We start from the raw sequence: 20,107 nt of genomic DNA on the forward strand, positions 1-20,107 counted from the left end.
CTAACCTGGGTATGGAAGTAATGCACGAGCGCAACGCTCACAACTTCCCTCTAGATTTGGCTGCATTAGACGTAGCACCTGTAGCATTGACTGCACCTGCTATTAACGGTTAATCTTTAAGCCTAGAGACGTTCCGGTGGAACGTCTCTACAAATTAAAAAGCGCCCTCCAAATTTCGGGGGGCGCTTTTTAGTATGATTTCGTAGTCAGCGCTTTAGCGCTGAAATAAGCTTGTGGTAGTTAATGCGTTATTAATAACAATGACTAACTTCACAACTCCCTTACTGCCATCTATGGTAGACATTTGGCAGCAAACTCTCAATTGGCAACCTACTACCCAACAGCAAAAGCAATTCCAGCAACTTTATGAATTAATTCTCGAAGGGAACCGCCAGTTTAATTTAACTCGCATCATCGACCCGGAAGAATTTTGGGAAAAACATCTTTGGGATTCGTTACGCGGAATTGCCCCACTATTATCAGGTGAAATAGACTTTTCTGTTTCCTCTGCTTCTCCCGCTTTTATTGATATTGGTACAGGTGCGGGTTTTCCGGGTATTCCTGTCGCATGTGCGATCGCTAAAAGTCAAATTACTCTTTTAGATTCAACTCGAAAAAAAATTACTTTTATTGAAAAGATATTAAGCGAACTTGCTTTAAGCAATGTTAAAACTCTTGTTGGCAGAGCTGAAGAAATAGGTCAACAACCCCAGCATCGAGAACGTTACGATCTAGCCTTAATCCGCGCTGTAGGCACAGGATCTGCTTGTGCGGAATATACTTTACCATTGTTGAAAAACAAAGGTTTAGCGGTAATTTACCGGGGTAATTGGACAGAAGACGAAACAACAGCTTTGGAGAATGCTGTTAAGCAGCTAGGTGGCGTTATTGAATTAATTGAAAAATTTACAACTCCCTTAAGTAATAGCATTCGTCACTGCTTGTACTTGCGGAAGGTGAGTAATACGCCAGCTAAATTTCCCCGCGCTGTTGGTGTACCGACTCAAAAGCCGCTTTAGAGGGAGGGGGGGAGGGGGAGAGGGGGAGAGGGGGGGATGGGGAGAAAGAATAATTATTCTCCTTGTCACCTTGTCACCTTGTCACCTTGTCACCTTGTCCCCTTGTCTGCCTGTCTCCTTGTCTCCCATCCCCCCCTCTCCCCTATGCGGTTTTACTCGCTGCGGCAAAGCGTCTATTAATCTCGTCCCAATTTAAGACGTTCCACCAAGCCTCTAAGTAGTCGGCGCGGCGGTTTTGGTACTTAAGGTAATACGCATGTTCCCAGACATCATTACCCATAATTGGATATTTGCCTTGAATGAGGGGATTGTCTTGATTAGGTGTATTCATCACCTCCAGCTTGCCATTTTTGTTGCGGACAAGCCAAACCCAACCGCTACCAAAACGATTAGCACCAGCTTCGTTGAATTGCTTTTTGAAAGCAGCGAAACTACCGAAACTTTGATTAATAGCTCCTGCGATCGCTCCTGTTGGTTCTCCACCACCTTGCGGTTTCATAATTTTCCAATACATTGTGTGGTTCACATGTCCACCACCATTGTTGCGTACCATTTTGCGAATATCTGTCGGCACGCTGTTGAGGTTGCGTAACATTTGTTCAAGAGTTTTGCTTTTAAGTTCTGGGTGTTTATCTAACGCTGCATTCAGATTTTTCACATAACCTACATGGTGTTTATCGTGGTGAAACTGCATCGTTGCTTGATCGATGTGTGGTTCTAGTGCATCGTAGGCATAAGGTAACGGAGGAACTGAGTATGTGCCTTGTGTTTGGTTAGTTCCCCCAGTATTGGTTGGTGGACTAGTTTGGCTAACAGTAGGAGCTTTTTCTGCCGAAGCGCAACTATCTAAGGCAAAAGCACCGGCAGTAGCTCCAAGTAAAAACAAGAAATGGCGACGATCAATAGTCATAACAGTTTATAGAGTGCGTAAATTAAATTTGTTGGTAATTTTTATTGTCTTAGATTTAGGTGACTAAAAAAGGATGAAGGATGAAAAAACCATAAATTTGATACAACTGAAGAAATTTAAGACTTATATCATGACAGGTTTATCACACATATTGTAGAGACGTGGGCGTGTGGAACGTCTCTACAGGGTTTTAGGGTTTTTTATCTAAGCTGCTTCGGGAAGCGCACCTTGCATTTTCCCTAAAGCATCGATGAGATTTTGCAACTGTTGATCGGCTTTGAGGACTGCTAAACCCCGCACGGTGACTTTACCGGGTGAGAAAACAAAGCGCGATCGCATTGACTCTGATAAATTCGCTGCTAACAAATTCCACGCAGGTTCTTCCATCGGCGTTTCTAAAACGATATGCTGTTTAGCTTCGGGTTTAATGCGGCTAAATCCGAGATTCTTTGCCAGCTGTTTCAATTCCATCACTCGCAAAAGTTGATTTGCTGGCTTGGGAATTGTGCCAAAGCGATCGCTCCACTCGGCAGCAATCATTGATAATTCTTGTTTACCTTTCGCTGCTGCTACCGCACGGTAAGCGCTCATCTTTTGATCCAAATCCGGGATATAATCGGCGGGAATAAATGCTGTCAAATTCAGGTCAATCTGAGTATCATCAACTTTGGGAATTTCCTGTCCGCGAATTTCTCGAATTGCCTCTTCGAGCATTTCCATATACAAATCAAAGCCGATCACTTCCATTTGACCGGATTGTTCTGCACCTAGCAAGTTACCTACACCTCTAATTTCCATATCTCGCATCGCTAATTGATAGCCAGAACCCAATTGAGTGAATTCCTGAATCGCTCGCAAACGCTGGCGGGCAGCATCAGATAATGCTCGCTGCTTCGGGTAAAATAACCAGGCATGAGCTTGTATTCCCGCACGTCCCACCCGTCCCCGCAACTGGTATAATTGCGCTAAACCAAAGCGATGAGCATCTTCAATTAAGATCGTGTTAACTCGCGGAATGTCCAAACCAGATTCAATAATTGTTGTGCAAAGCAGGATATCAGCATCGCCATTGCCGAAAGTGAGCATCGTTGATTCTAACTCGCTTTCATCCATTTGACCGTGAGCGATCGCCAATCTTGCCCCTGGTATCATTTCTCGCAACTTCGATGCCGTTTCTTCAATTCCCTCTACCCGTGGAACTACATAAAAAATCTGCCCGCCTCTGTCTAATTCTTGACGTATAGCTGTGCGGACACTTTCTGGATTTAGCGGTGAAAGATGAGTTTGAATTGGGCGTCTTGATGGAGGTGGTGTAGTAATTAAACTCATTTCCCGAATTCCCGACAAGGACATATACAAAGTACGGGGAATCGGAGTAGCAGAAAGAGTCAGCACATCAACTTGAGTTTTGAGGCTTTTAATTTTCTCCTTCTGATTTACCCCAAATCGCTGTTCTTCATCCACCACCAAAAGTCCTAAATCTCGGAATGACACACCTTTACCTAGAAGTTGGTGTGTGCCAACAACTACATCTAATTCACCCGTCGCCAATCGCTTTTGAATTTCCCGACGTTCTTCAGCACTGCGGAAACGGTTGAGTAAGCCAACATTCACCGGATAGGGGGCAAAACGTTCCTTCAAAGTGTGGTAGTGTTGCTGAGTCAAAATAGTTGTCGGTGCGAGGAGTGCGACTTGCTTACCGGCGGTGACAGCTTTAAAAACAGCGCGAATTGCTACTTCAGTTTTGCCAAAACCGACATCACCACAAACCAAGCGATCCATCGGGCGATCGCTTTCCATGTCTCGTTTTACATCTTGCACCGCTTTTAGCTGATCCGTTGTCGGTTGGTAAGGAAAAGATTCTTCTAACTCCTCTTGCCAAGGCATATCCGGTGGATAAGTGAAACCATGTTGTTGCGATCGCGCTGCATACAACTTCAACAAATCCACTGCCAATTTTCTGATGGCTTTGCGAACTTTATTCTTGGTATTTTCCCAAGCTTTCCCAGTCATCTTGTTGAGTTCTGGTGCTTTCTCCCCACTACTGCGTAACCGAGATAAAGCACCAACTTGATCCGCAGCAACTCTTAACAACCCATCAGCATACTGCACCACTAGATAATCACGAGTTTCGTTATTAATCGTCAAACTTTCTAGCTTGACAAATTTACCCACACCATGATTTCTGTGAACTACATAATCACCCGGACGCAGCTTTTGAGGGTCAACTTGCTTAGAAGCAGCTTTGCGACGCTTGCGGATATAACTGGGAGTAGCTAAAGAATGCTGTCCAAAAAATTCCCGGTCAGTGACAACAACCATCCGGAATGTCGGCAGAATAAAGCCTTCCAACTCTGCCAAACCAGAATATTTTAAAGCGACAGGTGTGTGATTAATTTGTAGCTTGTCGATCGCTTGATAATCGCGGGGATTAGGAATAAATTGTGCCGGACAATCGTGTTCTTGCAAAAGAGACACAGAACGACTTGGTTGAGCGGAAATCAACCAAACAGAGAAATTGCGATCGCGTTCATGTCGGAGAGTTTCTGCAAGTTTGGCAAATTGATGCGGTGTAACGGGAACAGCTCTACTAGCAAGATTAATACCGCTATTTTCTTCTACCAGTTCCGATAAGTATAATATTTTAAATTTTGCCGCATCTGCCAGAGAATCATCAAATGAACGATGAATCTTAGGTAATGTAGGGGTAGAGACGTTCCAACGGAACGTCTGTACGGGAGTGGGGGTAGATTCTTCCCCATTGCCCATTGACGGCAGATGCTCCACTTGGGGAGACCCCAAGACCGCACTGCCTCCCCATTGCCCATTGCCCATTTCCCATTGTTCTTCAGCATTTTCTACCCAGCGATCGCTATGAGCATGACACTGTTCTGGCTCATCAATCGCAATCAAAGTATTTTCTGGAAGATAATCTAGCAAAGAAGCAGGTTTATCAAAAGCTAAACCCAAAAAGCGCCGACTACCTTCAATCTGCTCACTTACGTCAAACCGTTCTTTATCTTCAGAAGAAAAATAAGTTTTAACTTGTTCTAGCTTGTCGTTATTTAGCTGCTGAATCACAATCGGAGCAAAGCTAGTAGGAGTGAGAATCAACTGGTCAATTTTGTCAAGGGCAGAACGTTGAGTTGAAGGGTCGAATTCGCGTATTTGCTCAATTTCGTCGCCAAACCATTCCAATCTTACTGGCAATTCCGAAGAAACTGGAAACACATCAACAATATCGCCACGCCGACTCCACTGACCTTCCATTTCTACCATCGGCACTCGCTCGTATCCCAAAGTAGCTAATTTTTCACTAAAGCTACTGGAATCAAATTCCATCCCCCGCTTGAGAGTAAGACAGAAAGGTTTAAAAGCTGCTGGGGGTGGTAAATGGAGTTGCAACGCCCTTTCTGTCGCTACAATCGCCACCCTAGAGGAGGAGGGGATGGTGAGTCCAGCGCCGTGCGCGGGTTCCCCGCGTTGAGGCGACTGGCGAACCCGAAGGGGGGAAGTGGGGGATGGGGAAAAATTCTCCCTCTCTCCCTCTCCCCCTCTCCTTAATTTCACCAAATCCGCCAAAACCTGCATTTGTCCCCAAGTCATTTCGGTTTCCGGGTCAAAGGGTTCGTAAGGGGACGCTTCAGAGGTAGGGTAAAAATGTACCGTTTGCCATCCCATAGCCTCTAACTGTGCATAAGCGCGTCCAGCTTCTTCCAGAGTGGCACACACCACTAACAAATTTTGTTTATTAGTTTGGGCTAACGCTGAAGTGATAAAGCCTTTAGGTAAGCGGGAAATGCCACTTAAGCGTAAATTATTTTGTCGATTTAACTTAGAAATCAGTTCACTGGTCAGAGGCGATCGCCCTAACGCACGCACAATCGAAGAAAATGCCATAAGTTCTACTATAGATGGAAGTCGTTGCACTTGATGCAGGCGTACAGCGCCTAACTCAACTATTTTAAAAGTGTCAAGAGGGATAGTACTCTTGCTAGAGAATCATTAGTCCCTAGTACAATAACCATTGACTAATCGCTAAGATACGAACAGTGTTCTACCCGCAATCACTAATAAATAGTTTTTCTGCTCGATCGATTCTTTTATTATTGGAACACCTTCGATACTAGATACTAATAGAAGTAAGAGCGCAGTTAGCCAATAAATCGGCAATTCAAGGAATGTCTCCAACTATAGAAATTCTAATTATTTTCTTACTAATCTTCGCCAACGGTCTATTTGTCATGTCGGAGTTGGCGGTTGTCTCAGCACGCAAGGTGCGGTTGCAGCAGCTTGCGGAACGAGGCGATCTCAAAGCCCGTGCTGCTTTGGAACTAGCATCTTCCCCAAATCAGTTTTTAGCGATCGTCCAGGTGGTGATCACACTCCTGAGTATTTTATCCGGTGCTTACGGTGAAGAGACGATCGCTAAAAGAATAATACCCATCTTAGGTTTTATCGCTTTGCCTGGACAGTATAAGGAACACTTGGCGAAAGGCATAGCAATTTTAATTATTACTTATCTTACACTGATTATTGGCGAATTAGTACCTAAGCGGCTGGCATTAAATTCCCCAGAACCAATTGCCAGTGTAGTTGCTTTACCTATGCAATTACTAGCTAAAATAGGCTCACCTGTGGTTTATTTGCTAAGTGCTTCTACGGATACAGTATTGCGGTTATTGGGTGTCAGACCGTCTACAGAGCCACAAGTTACAGAAGAAGAAATTAGAGTCTTGATCGAGCAAGGGACGGAAGAGGGAACCTTTGAAGAAGCCGAACAAGATATGGTGGAGCGAGTATTTCGCTTAGGCGATCGCCCCGTCAGTTCTTTTATGACACCCCGTCCGGATATTGTCTGGCTGGACTTAGAAGACTCGGCAGAAGAAAACCGCCAAAAGATTGTAGATAGTGGTTATTCCCGATATCCAGTTTGTCAGGGGGGACTTGACAATGTACTCGGTGTTATTCCCGTCACAGACTTATTGGCTCGAAGTTTCTCCAATCAAGAATTAGATTTAACTGTGGGATTGCGACAGCCCGTATTTGTGCCAGAAAGCACCCGTGGTTTAAAAGTTTTGGAGTTATTCAAAGAAACAATAACTCACATGGCTTTGGTAGTTGATGAATACGGTGTAATTCAGGGATTAGTAACACTCAACGATATTATGAGCGAAATAGTTGGTGATGTTGCTTCTGCTGACGATCAGGAAAATCCCCAAGCAGTACAACGCGAAGATGGTTCCTGGTTATTGGATGGAATGTTGCCTATAGATGAGTTTTTAGAACTTTTCGAGATGGAAGAGTTAAAATTTGACGAACGCGGTAGCTATCAAACATTAGGTGGTTTTGTGATCACCCATTTAGGACGTATCCCCGCAGCTGCGGATAATTTTCAATGGCAGGGTATGCGTTTTGAGGTGATGGATATGGACGGCAACCGTGTTGATAAAGTTTTAGTCGTGCCAGCAGCGGATAAATTGGCTGATTCGACAAACGAAAATTAGGGCATCGGGCATGGGGCATCGTGCATGGGGCATGGGGCATAGGGCATGGGGCATGGGGCATGGGGCATAGGGCATGGGGTATCGTACAAGTGGTCATTGGTAATAATTCTTTTCTCTTTCCCCATTGCCCATTGACGGCAGATGCTCCACTTGGGGAGACCCCAAGACCGCACTGCCTCCCCATTGCCCAATGCCCATTGCCCTATTCTTGAGACAACCGTTTAACCGCTTCCCCTCCCAACATTTGATGCGCTTGTGCAAGCAAGTGGGGAATTTTGTCTGCGTGGGGACTGCGGATAAGACATTGCTGCAAGTTGAGTTTGTCTACTTGGTCTGCTTTGTTACCGGGAAACCAGTCACCACCATTACCAAGCAAGTTGTAGCGCATTTTCGCATATTCCGTCATATCGTAGGCGATCGCTAAATTCCTCAACCACAAAATCACCGGAATATTTACGTTTCCTGGTGTTTCTTTATAAGTGGGCAAATTCACATTCCAGGTTTTCACCCAGTCTTCTCCCAAAGAAGCGATCGCTTCTTCTTCCAAAGAAGCCAAAATCAATGGTAAAATTTCTGATGCATTATCCAGCAATTCTAAAGTCTTCAAGTGCTCATCAAAATCTTGCGGTTTTGACGCTCCCAAACTTAAAGTATGCACTTGGGGATGACTTAGACAAAATAAATCATTAAACACCATCGGACTCAATGGCGCACAAAGATTTACTAACTTTTGTGACGGGTCGTATAACCTTCCGCCTTTATCTGATGGACTAATAATAAATACCCCCATATCATAGCGAGTTGCCGCCTCAATTGCCGCCCAATTATTTTGATTAATATAGTACCAATGCAAATTAACATAATCAAATTGATTGGTATTAATTGCCTCGATAATAATATCTGTCGATCCATGTGTCGAAAAGCCGATAAATCTAACTTTTCCTTGCGCTTGCAGCTTTCTCGCTACATCCAAACAGCCACCGGGACGAATACAGTAATTTAGCGTTTCTCGATTATTGATACCGTGTAACCCCAGCAAATCTATATAATCCAGTTGGAGATTTTGCAGCGACTTTTGAAGATTGCGTTCAAATTCTTTTGCATCTGCTTCAGGATTAACTTTAGTTTGAACAATCAACTTAGCGCGGGGAAATTTCGGCAATATTTTTCCCAACTGTACCTCAGAAGTACCATAACCACGAGCAGTTTCAATGTGATTAATGCCTACTTCTAGAGAACGTCGAATAGTAGCTTCTAGATTTTCTTGAATGTTACGTGGAATTTCCGACTGCGGAACATCCTGCCATTTATATTGATATCTCATACCACCGCAGGAAAAAACCGGCATTTGTAATTCTGTACGTCCAAATCGTCTATATAGCATCTGTGAATTTTGGATTTTGGAATTTTCGATACTACCTTTATTCCTATGATGACAAAAATCCCCTTAATAAGTATTTATAACCACAGATGCACGCAGATAATTAATCTTAATTACAAATTAATTAAACTACATGCTTACTACAAAAGCTTTCCTAAACCTTATATACTAGGACAAATTATGTAGTACACCAAAGCAATTTTTACGAAATATAAAAAATAACCTCAAAAATCAGAAACATAAACGATTAAATGTGAAGTCAATAGATGCGACACACTTGATCGACAAATGCTTGTGTGAATTAACGGCACTCAACCTTATATCGTTAGCTAAATGCTTACACATCATGTTCAGTCTGTGAAAAAGTTAACTTTTTTTCTAATTTCTATCCCAAAAGTGCATAACTTGATTTTTATCACACCATTAAAAATATAGAAGGAGAAGCAAAGCTATCCAAACTTAACTAACTTTCAGTAAATTAAGTTATTACTTAATTCACACAATAAAACTTTTGTCAGTGTATAAGTCGAAGTCTTATTAATAAAACTACAAAATAATTATACGGAGGAACTAATGCAGCAATATTCAACTACTCAAACAACAAATAACAGCGTTGATTTACGCTCCCATGACGCACACGCTTCTGTTAACAATGTTATGGCAGCTTTGATTATTATGTTTCCCATTATGCTGTTTATAGGCGTGAAAGCTTATAAAGGATATCGTGTTGCTCTTCTACACAAACAAATAGCAACTTTAGAAAAATTATGGCATTTAGATGTCAAAAATAAGAAGTAGTTAGGGGATAGTGGATAGTGGATAGTGGGTAATGGGTAATGGGTAATGGGTAATGGGTAGGAATACTTTTTGACAACGCTCTACCCAACAACTAACAACTAACAACCAACAACCAACAACCAACAACTACCAACTATCAACTAACACCCAACAACCAACAACTATCAACTATCAACTATTAACTAACAACTAACACCCAACAACCAACAACTATCAACTATCAACTAACAACTAACCACTTACTAAATTTGTCTGACTAAGGGTTGACCATCTTTGACTTCGCCAATTAAAACTAAATCTGCACAGTTGACAAAGATGCCATTTTCTAATACGCCAGGAATGTTATTTAGTGTTTTTTCCAGGTTAACCGGATCGTTGATATTGTCAAATCTGACATCAACTACCATATTGCCTTGATCGGTGATTACTGGTCCAGCTTTTTTTACACCCATCCGAAGTTCTGGTTTACCACCGAGTTTTTTAATTGCATTAATAACCGGAGTAATTGCCATCGGTATGACTTCAACAGGCACGGGGAAACTAGAACCCAATCGCTCGACTAACTTACCACTATCGACAACGACGATAAACTGATTTGCTAAGTAGTCTACTACTTTTTCGCGGGTATGTGCCGCGCCACCACCTTTAATCAAATTCTTTTGCGGATCAACTTCATCAGCGCCGTCAATGGCGATATCGATGTGGTCAATCGCATCTAAAGTGGTGAGAGGGACACCGTATTGCTTTGCCAACACTTCTGATTGAAACGATGTAGGCACACCAACAATATCTTTGAGTTCACCAGACTTGAGGCGATCGCCTAAAAATTGTATCGTATACGCTGTGGTTGACCCTGTACCCAACCCCACAATCGAACCTGATTTTACTAAGTTGGCGGCAGCTTTGCCAACTTCTTGCTTCATCAACTTCACCGGGTCTGCTGCTGCGGTCATAACCAAACTCCTCAAAAACTGGCTATAGTCCATCTTAGTGGTCAGTTGCCACTTGGGGATAGAGGGCAATGGGCAATGGGAATTGGGAATTGGTAATTGGGCATAGGGCATAGGGCATAGGGCATTGGGCAATGGGCTTTTCCCCATTCCCCATTCCCCATTCCCCATTCCCCATTCCCCATTCCCCATTCCCCGTAATTTGGTAATTTCCCCTTTTCCTTGAAGAAAGTCCCCAGTCCCCAGTCCCCAGTCCCCGTAATATCGTGCCAAAATTAGCCAAGATAATCATCTACCCGATTAAGTCACTTGATGGCGTTGCAGTCAATCAAGCAACAATTCTTCCTGGTGGTGCGTTACAGCACGATCGCTCGTTTGCGATCGCTGACGAAAAAGGAAAAATTGTGAACGCTAAACGTACTGCGAAAATACATTTAGTGCGATCGCAATTCGACTTGCAAAATAAAACCGTCTCGCTACAACTTCCAGATACACCCCAACAAGTTTTTCATCTATATGAGGAGCGCAAGCCTCTAGAACATTGGTTTAGTAACTTTTTTGGCTTTAAAGTCAAATTGCAAGAAAATTTGTTTACAGGCTTTCCAGACGACTTAAAATCATCTGGACCCACAATAGTCAGTACCGCAACTCTAACAGAAGTCGCTTCCTGGTTTGGCGATCTCAGTCTGGAGCAAATACGCTGCCGCTTCCGTGCAAATCTGGAAATTGACGATGTACCCCCATTTTGGGAAGACCAACTATTTGCCGAAAAAGGTGATATTTTATCCTTTCGCATTGGAGATGTGCTATTTGAGGGCACTAATCCTTGTCAGCGTTGTCCGGTTCCAACACGAGATACATTTACTGGGCAAGCTTACCCGAACTTTCAGAAAATTTTTGTCGAAAAACGCAAAGAAAATTTACCTGAATGGGCGAATTTATCTCAGTTTAATCACTTTTTCCGATTGACTGCGAATACTCGAATCCCTGCATCCGAAGCCGGAAAGATTTTAAAACTCGGCGACGCAGTTCATCGACCAGGGTGTCAAGCGTGTGGTCGTTTATATTAGTTCACAATACAAGTCTGTTGGTTCACAATACAAGTCTGTTTGTTCACAATACAAGTTCGTTGGTTCACAACACAAGTTCGTTAGTTCACAACACAAGTTCGTTTTCGTTGACGCTGGTTGCGATCGCTTGTTTTTCTCAAAGACAGTAATTGTTGATGTGATTCAAGGTGCGGAATGTAGGTTAATATAAAGTAATGTAACTTTTTTATGACTACCCTTAATTATTATTACGGAATAAAGTTAACTTCAAAAGAATTTAAGCCAGAACTTCTATTAGAAGTCCAAGCCACCCTGCAATTGGCAGTTCCTCTGGTCATTACTCAAATATTGGAAGCGGGCATTCCCTTATTGGATGGGGTGATGATGGGCTTGCTTGGTAATCAAACTTTAGCTGCTGGTGCTTTGGCAGCAGTTAGCTTTTCTACCGTGGCTAACGGAGGAGTCAATTAATGGACGTGATGAAAACGCCGCTAAGAATATTCAAGCAGTCGGGGCATCGACTGTTGAGTTAGGCGATGTAAGTCGGGCAGTGCCTGCAATTGCTGTTTGACCTTACAATCCCCCGTTTACAAAACGGGGGAGTATGTCAACCCGTTTGTTCGTAACCTGAATGTAAGCTTAGTACGTGACGGGGTAATTCTCGGAGTGTTACTTTTCGAGATATTTGCTGCTGCAACGATTGGATTGGAAACTGTCTGTGCAAACCAAGCTTCATTTATCTTCGGTCTCAACATGGTCTTTGTAACCGTGTTTGAGCTACTGTTTCGCAAGCGCCTATCCATTAGGGCGGTACTAGCAGTGATACTTGCTTTTACCGGAATTGGGGTGATGTCTTGGAAGAGTGGGGAGCTTGCGATCGCACCAGAGAAGTTTGCCGTAGCCGTAACACCTTACTTTGCATCACTGCTTAACCCGAAAGATCCGCTTTGCCCATTGCGGTTACAAGTGATACCACGGTCAGAATAACTCGTGGTCGATGCCGCTGACATGGTAGATCCATGCGGTGAAGACCACGACAGCCCGGTGTCTGGATTGGTACACCGTTACCCCGACCGCGTGTTGCTGCTTGCTTTAGACTCTTGCGCTGCCTATTGTCGTTACTGCACGCGATCGCGTTTGGTCAGCCAAGGTGAGATGTATCCAGTAACGCGGCGGTTGGATGCCATCATCGCCTACCTGGAAGAACACACAGAGGTACGCGATGTGCTTATTTCCGGTGGCGATCCGCTGCTGATGGCTGATGAACCTTTGGACAAATTGCTTGGGCGACTGCGTGCCATTCCCCACATTGAGTTTGTGCGGATTGGCTCCCGCGTACCATGTTTCTTGCCTTATAGAATTACGCCAGAACTTGTTGCTGTGCTACGCAAGCATCGTGTGTGGCTGTCCTTGCACTTTTGTCACGTACGCGAACTTACTCCTGAGGTAGCACAAGCTTGTGATTTATTAGCCGATGGTGGCATTCCGCTGGGAAGCCAAACTGTGCTGCTGAAGAATGTGAATGATTGCGAACAAACGCTTAAGCAGCTGTTTCATAATCTGCTCAAGCTGCGCGTGCGACCTTACTACTTATACCAGTGCGATCCGGTGGTCGGCACTTCACATCTACGCACGAGTGTGCAAACAGGTATAGATTTGATATCTAAACTGCGCGGTCATACCACTGGTTACGCCGTGCCAACCTACGTTATCGATGCCCCAGGCGGTGGTGGTAAAGTGCCAATTCAAGCCGATACTCTGCTGGCTTACTCAAACGGCACAGCCAAATTGCGTAACTGGCAAGGCGAAATGTACACTTATGTAGATCCTGTTATGTAAACAAATGTAAAAAGTGTGTTTTCTTTTTATTCCCCAGTTTCTAAGATGTCGATGCTTTTTGGAGAGCGAAAACACGCCCTAATCCCTATTTTCTGGTGAAATCTATCCACCATCCACTCACGAGTGCGATAATTTCCAAGAGGGACGCGCACGGGCAGTGGTTAATTAAGGGGGGAGAGATGACAATTAAGCGATTAATTTTAATGGTGTTGACGCTGGTGGCGATCGCCACAGCTGGTTTCTCTTTATTTAACAGTTGGAAAGAACCTCAGTTCCAAAGTCGTCTGGAACTATACCAAACAAATATTGCATTGCAAGCTGCTGAATGGGAACCACCAAAAAATAATAGCGGCAATTTGAAGCCAGCGCGTGAAGCAATATTGGGTGAGAAACCTCTAGAAGCGGCAACAAAGCAGTATCAAGATGTGCGCGAAGCCGCTGAAACTAATTTGGAAAAAACCAAAAACCAATTAGCAAAGCTGCAATCTCAACCGATTACCACTCCTACCACCCCTAAACCTCAACCAGAAATCCCCCCCGTTACTAACACCTCCCGCGAAGTACAGCAAAAACAATTGCAGCAGTCGCTGAATCAACTGCAAAAATTGATTGCCGAATTAGACTTGCGACTGGGAATTTTACAAGCACAGCAACAACAGTCACAGACAGCTCAAAAAACTTGGGCACAATTGCCTCAATCAAACACCGATTTGAAATTGAAGGAAACTGCTGCTGTGTTGAGTGGGCTGTGGAGCGATCCCCCGCGTTTGTTACCAAATGCTCAACAACTCATTCAAGAAAATTTAGAAGGTTGGTTTAGTTCTACTGCTCTGGTTCAGCTTTATCAACTCCAGCAACGTCAAGAAGCACTTTCAGCGCTCAAAGCTGCAAAACAAGCAGCGGCTTCTCAAGCTTTGGTGAAATTAGCGATCATCGGCACGATCCCCACTTTAACAGCTTTGATCGGTATGGGACTGCTGATTTTTTTAATTGGTCAGCGTTTGATAAAGGGAAAAGCCGCTTTATTAGCTCAAAATGGCGATCGCTCTTGGACAACCCCTTGGGATGTGGAAACAATTTTGCAGGTCTTCGTTGTCGGCTTTTTCTTGTTGGGACAAATTGTAGTACCTCTTTTGTTTTCGCTGATCCCGATTCCGCGTCCTGTGGGTAATGTAAGAATTCAGGCTGTTTATGTTTTAGTTAGTTACTTCCTATTAGCATTGGGTGCGTTATCGGTGATGTATTTTTCGCTCAAGCGCTTTTTGCCGCTAGAGTCGGACTGGTTTCGCTTTCGAGTGCTAGACAAGTGGTTTTTATGGGGATTCGGTGGTTATTGTGCGGCTTTGCCGATAGTGGTGATCGTGTCTTTGATTAATCAACAACTATGGCAAGGACAAGGTGGTAGTAATCCCTTGTTGCAACTGGCATTAGAAAGCCAAGATAGTACCGCACTGAGCATATTTTTCTTTACGGCAGCGATCGCAGCACCTTTATTTGAAGAACTTTTGTTTCGCGGCTTTTTGTTGCCCTCGCTCACTCGTTACTTTTCTGTGTGGGGAGCAATTTTTGTTAGTGCTTTGTTATTTGCGATCGCTCACCTCAGCTTATCGGAAATTCTTCCCCTGTCTGCTTTAGGAGTCGTTTTAGGAGTCGTTTACACGCGATCGCGCAACCTCCTCGCTCCCATGCTCCTCCACAGTCTTTGGAATAGTGGTACATTACTCAGCTTATTTTTACTTGGCAGTAATAAATAGCAATTTACTTATCCGGTTGACAAAATCTCTATTTTATGCTTTCATCTCTAGTAACTAGTATTTACCGGTTAGAATTCCTAGTTAAACGTCAATAAAAGCTAGCTTGACAGCAATCTGCTGTGGGCAAAAATAACAGAAACAAGTCTGTTAAATAGCTAACAAAATACCTATGTAGGATTAAATCTCAATCTGGCAATTGAAGCCAAAGTTGAGATTTGAAGAAGAATTCAGGCTTGAATCTGGTAGGGTGCGTTATGGACGGAACGTCAATCACGCACCGAAAATCAAAGGATGGTGCGTTATGCCGTAGGCATAACACAACGCCAGTTGCTATAACGGAGGAAACCTCCCTTCTCCTTCTCCTATCGGAGACGCTGCGCGAACGGAGACGCTCCGCGAACGGGTTCGCCACTTCGACGGGACGGAAACCGACACCGCCGAGTGGACTCACCGCAACGCACTGGCTCCCCTACAAAGCTAACAAAATACCTATGTAGGATTAAATATCAACGCGGCAATTGAAGTTAATTTTGGGACATAAATTACATTCTCAAGCCAATTGGTGCTGAGATTATTTAGTTGCAAATCCTTGTTTGGAGGAGAAAGCGTAAAAATCGGCTGCAAAGCAGATTCATTCCTACGCTCTAGTTTCGCATATAGGTAAGGGAAGATTATTCTTACCACAAAAGGACACTGTTATAAATGCTTTAACTAAGCGTTTATAACAGGGTTCTACTTGTTGCAACAATAAACTGAAAAAAATCCGGAAAAGATAGGCTTTACCTGTAGAAAGTCATATAGCAGAGCAGTTGTTGACGATTATTGCGTCACATGAGCCTAAAGCTGCTGTGCTGGGATTTTATCTCACCTCAAAGTTACGAATACTCATTCAATCATAGGAATGGTTTTAGACCAAGCTAAAAAACCTCTCCTCTCATGCTGACAGCGTTGCTTATGCAATCGTGGCACGCTGCGTATCGCAATTTTTAATTACAAAAAAATCCCGAACTTTTATACATCCATAAAGGAGCAACATTAATATGGCAAATCTCAATCCCAGTTACGCCAACAAACAACTTATAGCTGGTTACTGTGGCATTCTTTTCGGTGGTTTTGGCGTTCATAAATTTATTCTAGGGTACACTCGAGCAGCCTTAATTATGCTGTTTGTTTCCGTAGTTGGCGGTTATTTCACCTATGGCTTTAGCTTGTTAGTTATGCAACTTGTAGGTTTAATCGAAGGCATGATTTATTTGAACAAAAACCATGAAGAGTTTATTAACATTTACTTTCTCAATAAGCAAGGCTGGTTTTAGAAATTATTGGTTTCAAATTAGATAGTGCTACTGGGTAGATAATGCCAGCTCAATTTCCAAAGGCAAAATCTTTAAAAGTTATTCTTTTAGTAAATATACGGATACAACGTGATAATTCAAACGTTAATATCGATGCATTATCTTTAATGTAGGAGTTGCATCCAAATGGCAAATATTAACAACCCTGATGCTAGCAAAAAAGTTTCCGCTGGCATCTGCGCTATCCTTCTAGGTGCTCTTGGCGTTCATAAATTTATTCTTGGTTACAGCACCGAAGGCATTATTATGCTGCTTGTTACTCTGTTAACATGTGGCTTGGGTGGCGCAGTTATGGGTGTAATCGGCTTGGTAGAAGGAATCATGTACTTAAGCAAGTCTGATGAAGAATTTATCAGTACTTACATCCTTAATAAAAAGGGGTGGCTCTAAGCTTTACTTGCCGTTTTATTTTTGAGTACGTTGGTGTTTGAATTATCTCGCTATCCTCTGTCATACCACGGTAAACTGATGCGTTGGAGCATATTAGGATTTTCTTGTGCTCCGCTAATTGGTACGTATTTCTACAACCAAGGTTATAAAATATCTTTCCTCGTGTGCCCAGTGCGACACTGGACTGGTATTCTTTGTCCTACTTGTGGTATGACTCGCTCTTTCATGGCGATCGCACGAGGAGATTTGACCGAAGCTGTAAGACAACACTTATTTGGACCGATTTTATTTGCTGTTTTTTTGCTCGCAGCAGTTCACATCGCTTTAGAACTACTAACCAGACACCGCATCACAGTATTTTATTGTCGGTTACTAAAATTGAGAAAGTTACAAGTGCTAGGACTATTTGTAGTGTTAAGCTACCATGCCCTTCGCCTATATGACTCATCACAGACTGGCGAGTTGTACGTAAATTTTATTAACTCACCTTTGGGTCAACTGCTTTGATGAGCAAATACAAATTGAGTTTATTCTATTTTACAAAAACATCTGATATGTTCATGCTTAAAAATAAAAAGCTGATCTTGCTAATTTTCTTGCTGTTTGGCTTCGGGTATTTCAGCGCTATGTCTAATTTAGAAATCAACTCTTTTTGGAAAAGCCAAGTTGCCTTGATGCCATTACAGGCGATCGCTCTAATCTACATTACTTATCTGCGCTGGAGTCGTACCCAAGACAAAGCTAATTCTTACAAAAGTTAATCATTTTGCTTTCAGTGTTCTGGATTTCGCCTACCCTCGAAATAGAGGCGCTTTAGAAAGGCGTTGAAGTTTCGTAGCAAATCCACACTTTCCATGCAACTTGTCCCAAAAACTCAACTCCCAGCAGAACCAACCCTGACAACAGAGAAAATCACTTTAGATGTTGCGGGGATGAAGTGTGCTGGGTGTGTGAAAGCGGTAGAACGACAGTTAATTGAACATCCAGGAGTCAAAAGTGCCTGTGTGAATCTAGCGACAGAAGTAGCAGTTGTAGAGTCTGAAGCTGGTGCGGTAGAACCAGATGCACTAGCGAAGCGATTGACTGATGCTGGATTTCCAACTCAACCCAGGCAAACTGGCGATAAAGATAAAATACCAGGCGATAAACAAGATGACGAATCGGCGAAACGACAACGCCGAGAAATGCGTTCTTCACTCAAGCAATTAGCGATCGCTATAATATTGCTGATATTATCAGGAATTGGGCATTTTGGTCATATGACTGGCTCAATGCAGCCACTAGATAACATCTGGCTTCACTGTGGACTAGCAACAGTGTCATTACTAATTCCCGGACGCCCGATTTTAGTAGATGGCTGGCGGGGTTGGCGGCGAAATGCACCCAATATGAACACTTTAGTGGGATTGGGAACCCTTACGGCTTATACTGCTAGTTTGGTGGCGCTGCTGTTCCCCCAAATGGGTTGGGATTGCTTTTTTGATGAGCCAGTGATGATGATCGGCTTTATTCTGTTGGGGCGAACATTAGAAAGATATGCTAGAGGTCGCGCTGCTGCTGCATTTAGGCAATTGCTAGCACTTCAGCCCCAAGTAGCGCGATTAATTGCCAACCCAGAAAAAGCCGGCAACAGTTCGCCTGTCGAAATTCCCGCAGAGCAAGTGCGTGTGGGAGAATGGTTGCAAGTACTGCCAGGTGATAAAATTCCCGTTGATGGCAAAGTGGTAATCGGGCAAACAACGGTAGATGAGTCGATGCTGACTGGGGAAGCTGTACCCGTGATTAAGCAAGCGGGAGATGTGGTGACAGCCGGAACCTTAAATCAGTCAGGAGCGATCGCTATTCAAGCCACACGTACTGGAAATGATACAACTTTAGCTCAAATTGTTGCTTTGGTAGAAGACGCACAAACTCGTAAAGCACCAGTACAAAAATTAGCAGATACAGTCGCTGGTTATTTTACCTACGGTGTGTTGACAGCCGCTGTCTTGACATTTGTCTTTTGGTACTTTTTCGGTACACATATTTGGCAAAATGTCAACATGTCAGGTGTAATGGAGATGTCTCACCACGGACAAAGTTATCCTGCCCCAGCTATGTCTGGGCTATTGTTGAGTTTAAAGTTAGCGATCGCTGTGATGGTAGTCGCTTGCCCTTGTGCTTTAGGACTTGCCACACCTACAGCTATTCTCGTAGGCACTGGCATCGGTGCGGAACGAGGTTTGTTAATTAAAGGTGGCGACGTTTTAGAACGAGTACACCAGCTAGATACGATAGTATTTGATAAAACAGGCACTCTCACTACTGGTAATCCTACTGTAACCGACTGCCTTGTAATTCAAGTGGCGGATGAGGCAGATAAGGAAGTAATTTCTCCCCCCACATCACGCTTCCCCCACTCCCCTACTTCCCCCACTCCCTACTCGCTAATACAGCTAGCAGCAGCAGTAGAAAGCGGTACTTGCCATCCCTTAGCAAAAGCGATTCAGCAAGAAGCGCAGCAGCAACAATTATTAATCCCAGATGCTAAGGATTTTCATACCGAACCTGGGCTTGGCGTGTCTGCTGTAGTAGAAAATACAAGTGTGATTTTAGGTAATAGCGACTGGTTAAGCTGGCACGGAATTTCTATTAATGAAACTGCACGCCAGATGGCGGAAAAATTGGCAGCAAATGGTAAAACAGTCGTTTACGTCGCCGTAGAAGGCATTTTAACCGGGTTAATCGCCGTTCAAGATACCCTCAGACCAGACGCTAAAGCAGCGGTTGACAAATTACGCTTGATGGGTTTGCGGGTAATGCTGCTGAGTGGCGATAGATTAGAGGCAGCTAGTGCTATAGCCAAGCAATTAGGACTAGATAGCGAGAATGTTATGGCAGGTGTCCCTCCCAGCAAAAAAGCAGCGGCGATCGAGGCTTTGCAGAAAGGGGGATTGGGGACTAGGAACTGGGGACTAGCGATTAGGGGACAAGGGGACAAGGGGAGCCACTTGCGTGCGGAGGTTCCCTCCGTTGAGCAAAGTGGCGTGACAAGGGGACAAGGGGGACTCCTTGGAGACTCCTTGGAGACAATTCTTTCTCCCGATCCCCCCCTCCCCCCCTCCCCCCCCCTCCCCACTCCCCAATCCCTACCCGTAATGGTCGCGGATGGTATA

Annotated in this window: 19 protein-coding genes and 1 pseudogene; 15 read left to right on the forward strand and 5 right to left on the reverse strand. The window is 43.8% G+C overall.

What is annotated here, in order from left to right; all coding sequences use genetic code 11:
- Both AABK37_RS33090 and rsmG read left to right on the forward strand, forming a co-directional pair.
- Positions 1-113 (forward strand): photosystem II protein D1 (locus AABK37_RS33090; RefSeq protein WP_432555732.1); only part of this gene is annotated, 113 nt, incomplete at its 5' end.
- Between the two features lie 147 nt (positions 114-260).
- On the forward strand, positions 261-1,019 hold the full coding sequence (gene rsmG / locus AABK37_RS33095) for a 16S rRNA (guanine(527)-N(7))-methyltransferase RsmG (protein ID WP_432555716.1): 759 nt from the start codon (positions 261-263) through the stop codon (positions 1,017-1,019).
- 142 nt (positions 1,020-1,161) lie between these two features.
- On the opposite strand, the gene AABK37_RS33100 is transcribed toward rsmG, so the two are convergent.
- Positions 1,162-1,929, reverse strand: coding sequence for a superoxide dismutase (locus tag AABK37_RS33100; RefSeq protein ID WP_432555717.1), 768 nt, complete (start codon positions 1,927-1,929; stop codon positions 1,162-1,164).
- A gap of 204 nt (positions 1,930-2,133) precedes the next feature.
- Positions 2,134-5,829 carry a transcription-repair coupling factor gene (gene mfd, locus AABK37_RS33105; protein ID WP_432555718.1) on the reverse strand — a complete coding sequence of 1,232 codons (3,696 nt, stop codon included), beginning with the start codon at positions 5,827-5,829 and terminating at the stop codon, positions 2,134-2,136.
- A gap of 281 nt (positions 5,830-6,110) precedes the next feature.
- On the opposite strand from mfd, the gene AABK37_RS33110 reads away from it, so the two are divergent.
- Entirely contained in the window at positions 6,111-7,436 is a 1,326-nt protein-coding gene (locus tag AABK37_RS33110; protein ID WP_432555719.1) for a hemolysin family protein, read from the forward strand.
- Here AABK37_RS33110 and AABK37_RS33115 read toward each other — a convergent pair.
- Together AABK37_RS33115 and AABK37_RS33120 are read right to left on the reverse strand one after the other, a co-directional pair.
- A complete protein-coding gene (locus AABK37_RS33115; protein ID WP_432555720.1) occupies positions 7,433-7,627 on the reverse strand; it encodes a hypothetical protein in 195 nt (64 codons plus the stop codon). The genes AABK37_RS33110 and AABK37_RS33115 overlap by 4 nt on opposite strands.
- Positions 7,628-7,638: 11 nt before the next feature.
- Positions 7,639-8,820: an aldo/keto reductase gene (locus AABK37_RS33120; protein ID WP_432555721.1), complete on the reverse strand. Its 1,182-nt coding sequence runs from the start codon at positions 8,818-8,820 to the stop codon at positions 7,639-7,641.
- A 570-nt stretch (positions 8,821-9,390) separates the two neighbouring features.
- On the opposite strand from AABK37_RS33120, the gene AABK37_RS33125 reads away from it, so the two are divergent.
- A complete protein-coding gene (locus AABK37_RS33125) occupies positions 9,391-9,615 on the forward strand; it encodes a hypothetical protein (RefSeq protein ID WP_432555722.1) in 225 nt (74 codons plus the stop codon).
- Between the two features lie 242 nt (positions 9,616-9,857).
- Here the strand turns inward: AABK37_RS33125 and rpiA are convergent, their stop codons facing one another.
- Positions 9,858-10,568 carry a ribose-5-phosphate isomerase RpiA gene (rpiA, locus tag AABK37_RS33130; protein WP_432555733.1) on the reverse strand — a complete coding sequence of 237 codons (711 nt, stop codon included), beginning with the start codon at positions 10,566-10,568 and terminating at the stop codon, positions 9,858-9,860.
- Positions 10,569-10,831: 263 nt separating this feature from the next.
- Between rpiA and AABK37_RS33135 the strand changes: the two genes are divergently transcribed.
- The 11 genes and pseudogenes from AABK37_RS33135 to AABK37_RS33185 form a co-directional block, all read left to right on the forward strand.
- Positions 10,832-11,635, forward strand: a complete 804-nt coding sequence (locus AABK37_RS33135; RefSeq protein ID WP_432555723.1) for an MOSC domain-containing protein — start codon at positions 10,832-10,834, stop codon at positions 11,633-11,635.
- Between the two features lie 207 nt (positions 11,636-11,842).
- Positions 11,843-12,085: a hypothetical protein gene (locus tag AABK37_RS33140; protein ID WP_432555724.1), complete on the forward strand. Its 243-nt coding sequence runs from the start codon at positions 11,843-11,845 to the stop codon at positions 12,083-12,085.
- Positions 12,075-12,185 (forward strand): annotated as a pseudogene (locus AABK37_RS33145) (RNA-guided endonuclease TnpB family protein); the annotation flags it as partial. The gene AABK37_RS33140 and the pseudogene AABK37_RS33145, both read left to right, overlap by 11 nt.
- Positions 12,182-12,601: a hypothetical protein gene (locus AABK37_RS33150; RefSeq protein WP_432555725.1), complete on the forward strand. Its 420-nt coding sequence runs from the start codon at positions 12,182-12,184 to the stop codon at positions 12,599-12,601. The pseudogene AABK37_RS33145 and the gene AABK37_RS33150, both read left to right, overlap by 4 nt.
- A gap of 3 nt (positions 12,602-12,604) precedes the next feature.
- Positions 12,605-13,453 carry a KamA family radical SAM protein gene (locus tag AABK37_RS33155; RefSeq protein ID WP_432555726.1) on the forward strand — a complete coding sequence of 283 codons (849 nt, stop codon included), beginning with the start codon at positions 12,605-12,607 and terminating at the stop codon, positions 13,451-13,453.
- Between the two features lie 179 nt (positions 13,454-13,632).
- Positions 13,633-15,207: a CPBP family intramembrane glutamic endopeptidase gene (locus tag AABK37_RS33160; RefSeq protein ID WP_432555727.1), complete on the forward strand. Its 1,575-nt coding sequence runs from the start codon at positions 13,633-13,635 to the stop codon at positions 15,205-15,207.
- 1,040 nt (positions 15,208-16,247) lie between these two features.
- Entirely contained in the window at positions 16,248-16,523 is a 276-nt protein-coding gene (locus AABK37_RS33165) for a TM2 domain-containing protein (protein ID WP_432555728.1), read from the forward strand.
- Positions 16,524-16,688: 165 nt separating this feature from the next.
- Positions 16,689-16,952 (forward strand): TM2 domain-containing protein, encoded by a 264-nt coding sequence (locus AABK37_RS33170; protein WP_089126110.1) that lies wholly within the window; start codon positions 16,689-16,691, stop codon positions 16,950-16,952.
- A gap of 33 nt (positions 16,953-16,985) precedes the next feature.
- Entirely contained in the window at positions 16,986-17,459 is a 474-nt protein-coding gene (locus tag AABK37_RS33175) for a DUF2752 domain-containing protein (RefSeq protein WP_432555729.1), read from the forward strand.
- 119 nt (positions 17,460-17,578) lie between these two features.
- Positions 17,579-17,713 (forward strand): hypothetical protein, encoded by a 135-nt coding sequence (locus tag AABK37_RS33180; protein ID WP_432555730.1) that lies wholly within the window; start codon positions 17,579-17,581, stop codon positions 17,711-17,713.
- Positions 17,714-17,806: 93 nt separating this feature from the next.
- Positions 17,807-20,107: heavy metal translocating P-type ATPase (locus AABK37_RS33185; protein ID WP_432555731.1), on the forward strand; the 2,301-nt coding region annotated here is incomplete at its 3' end.

This window comes from Tolypothrix sp. VBCCA 56010 (genome assembly GCF_050875635.1).
In the GTDB taxonomy this organism is placed as follows: Bacteria; Cyanobacteriota; Cyanobacteriia; order Cyanobacteriales; family Nostocaceae; genus Hassallia.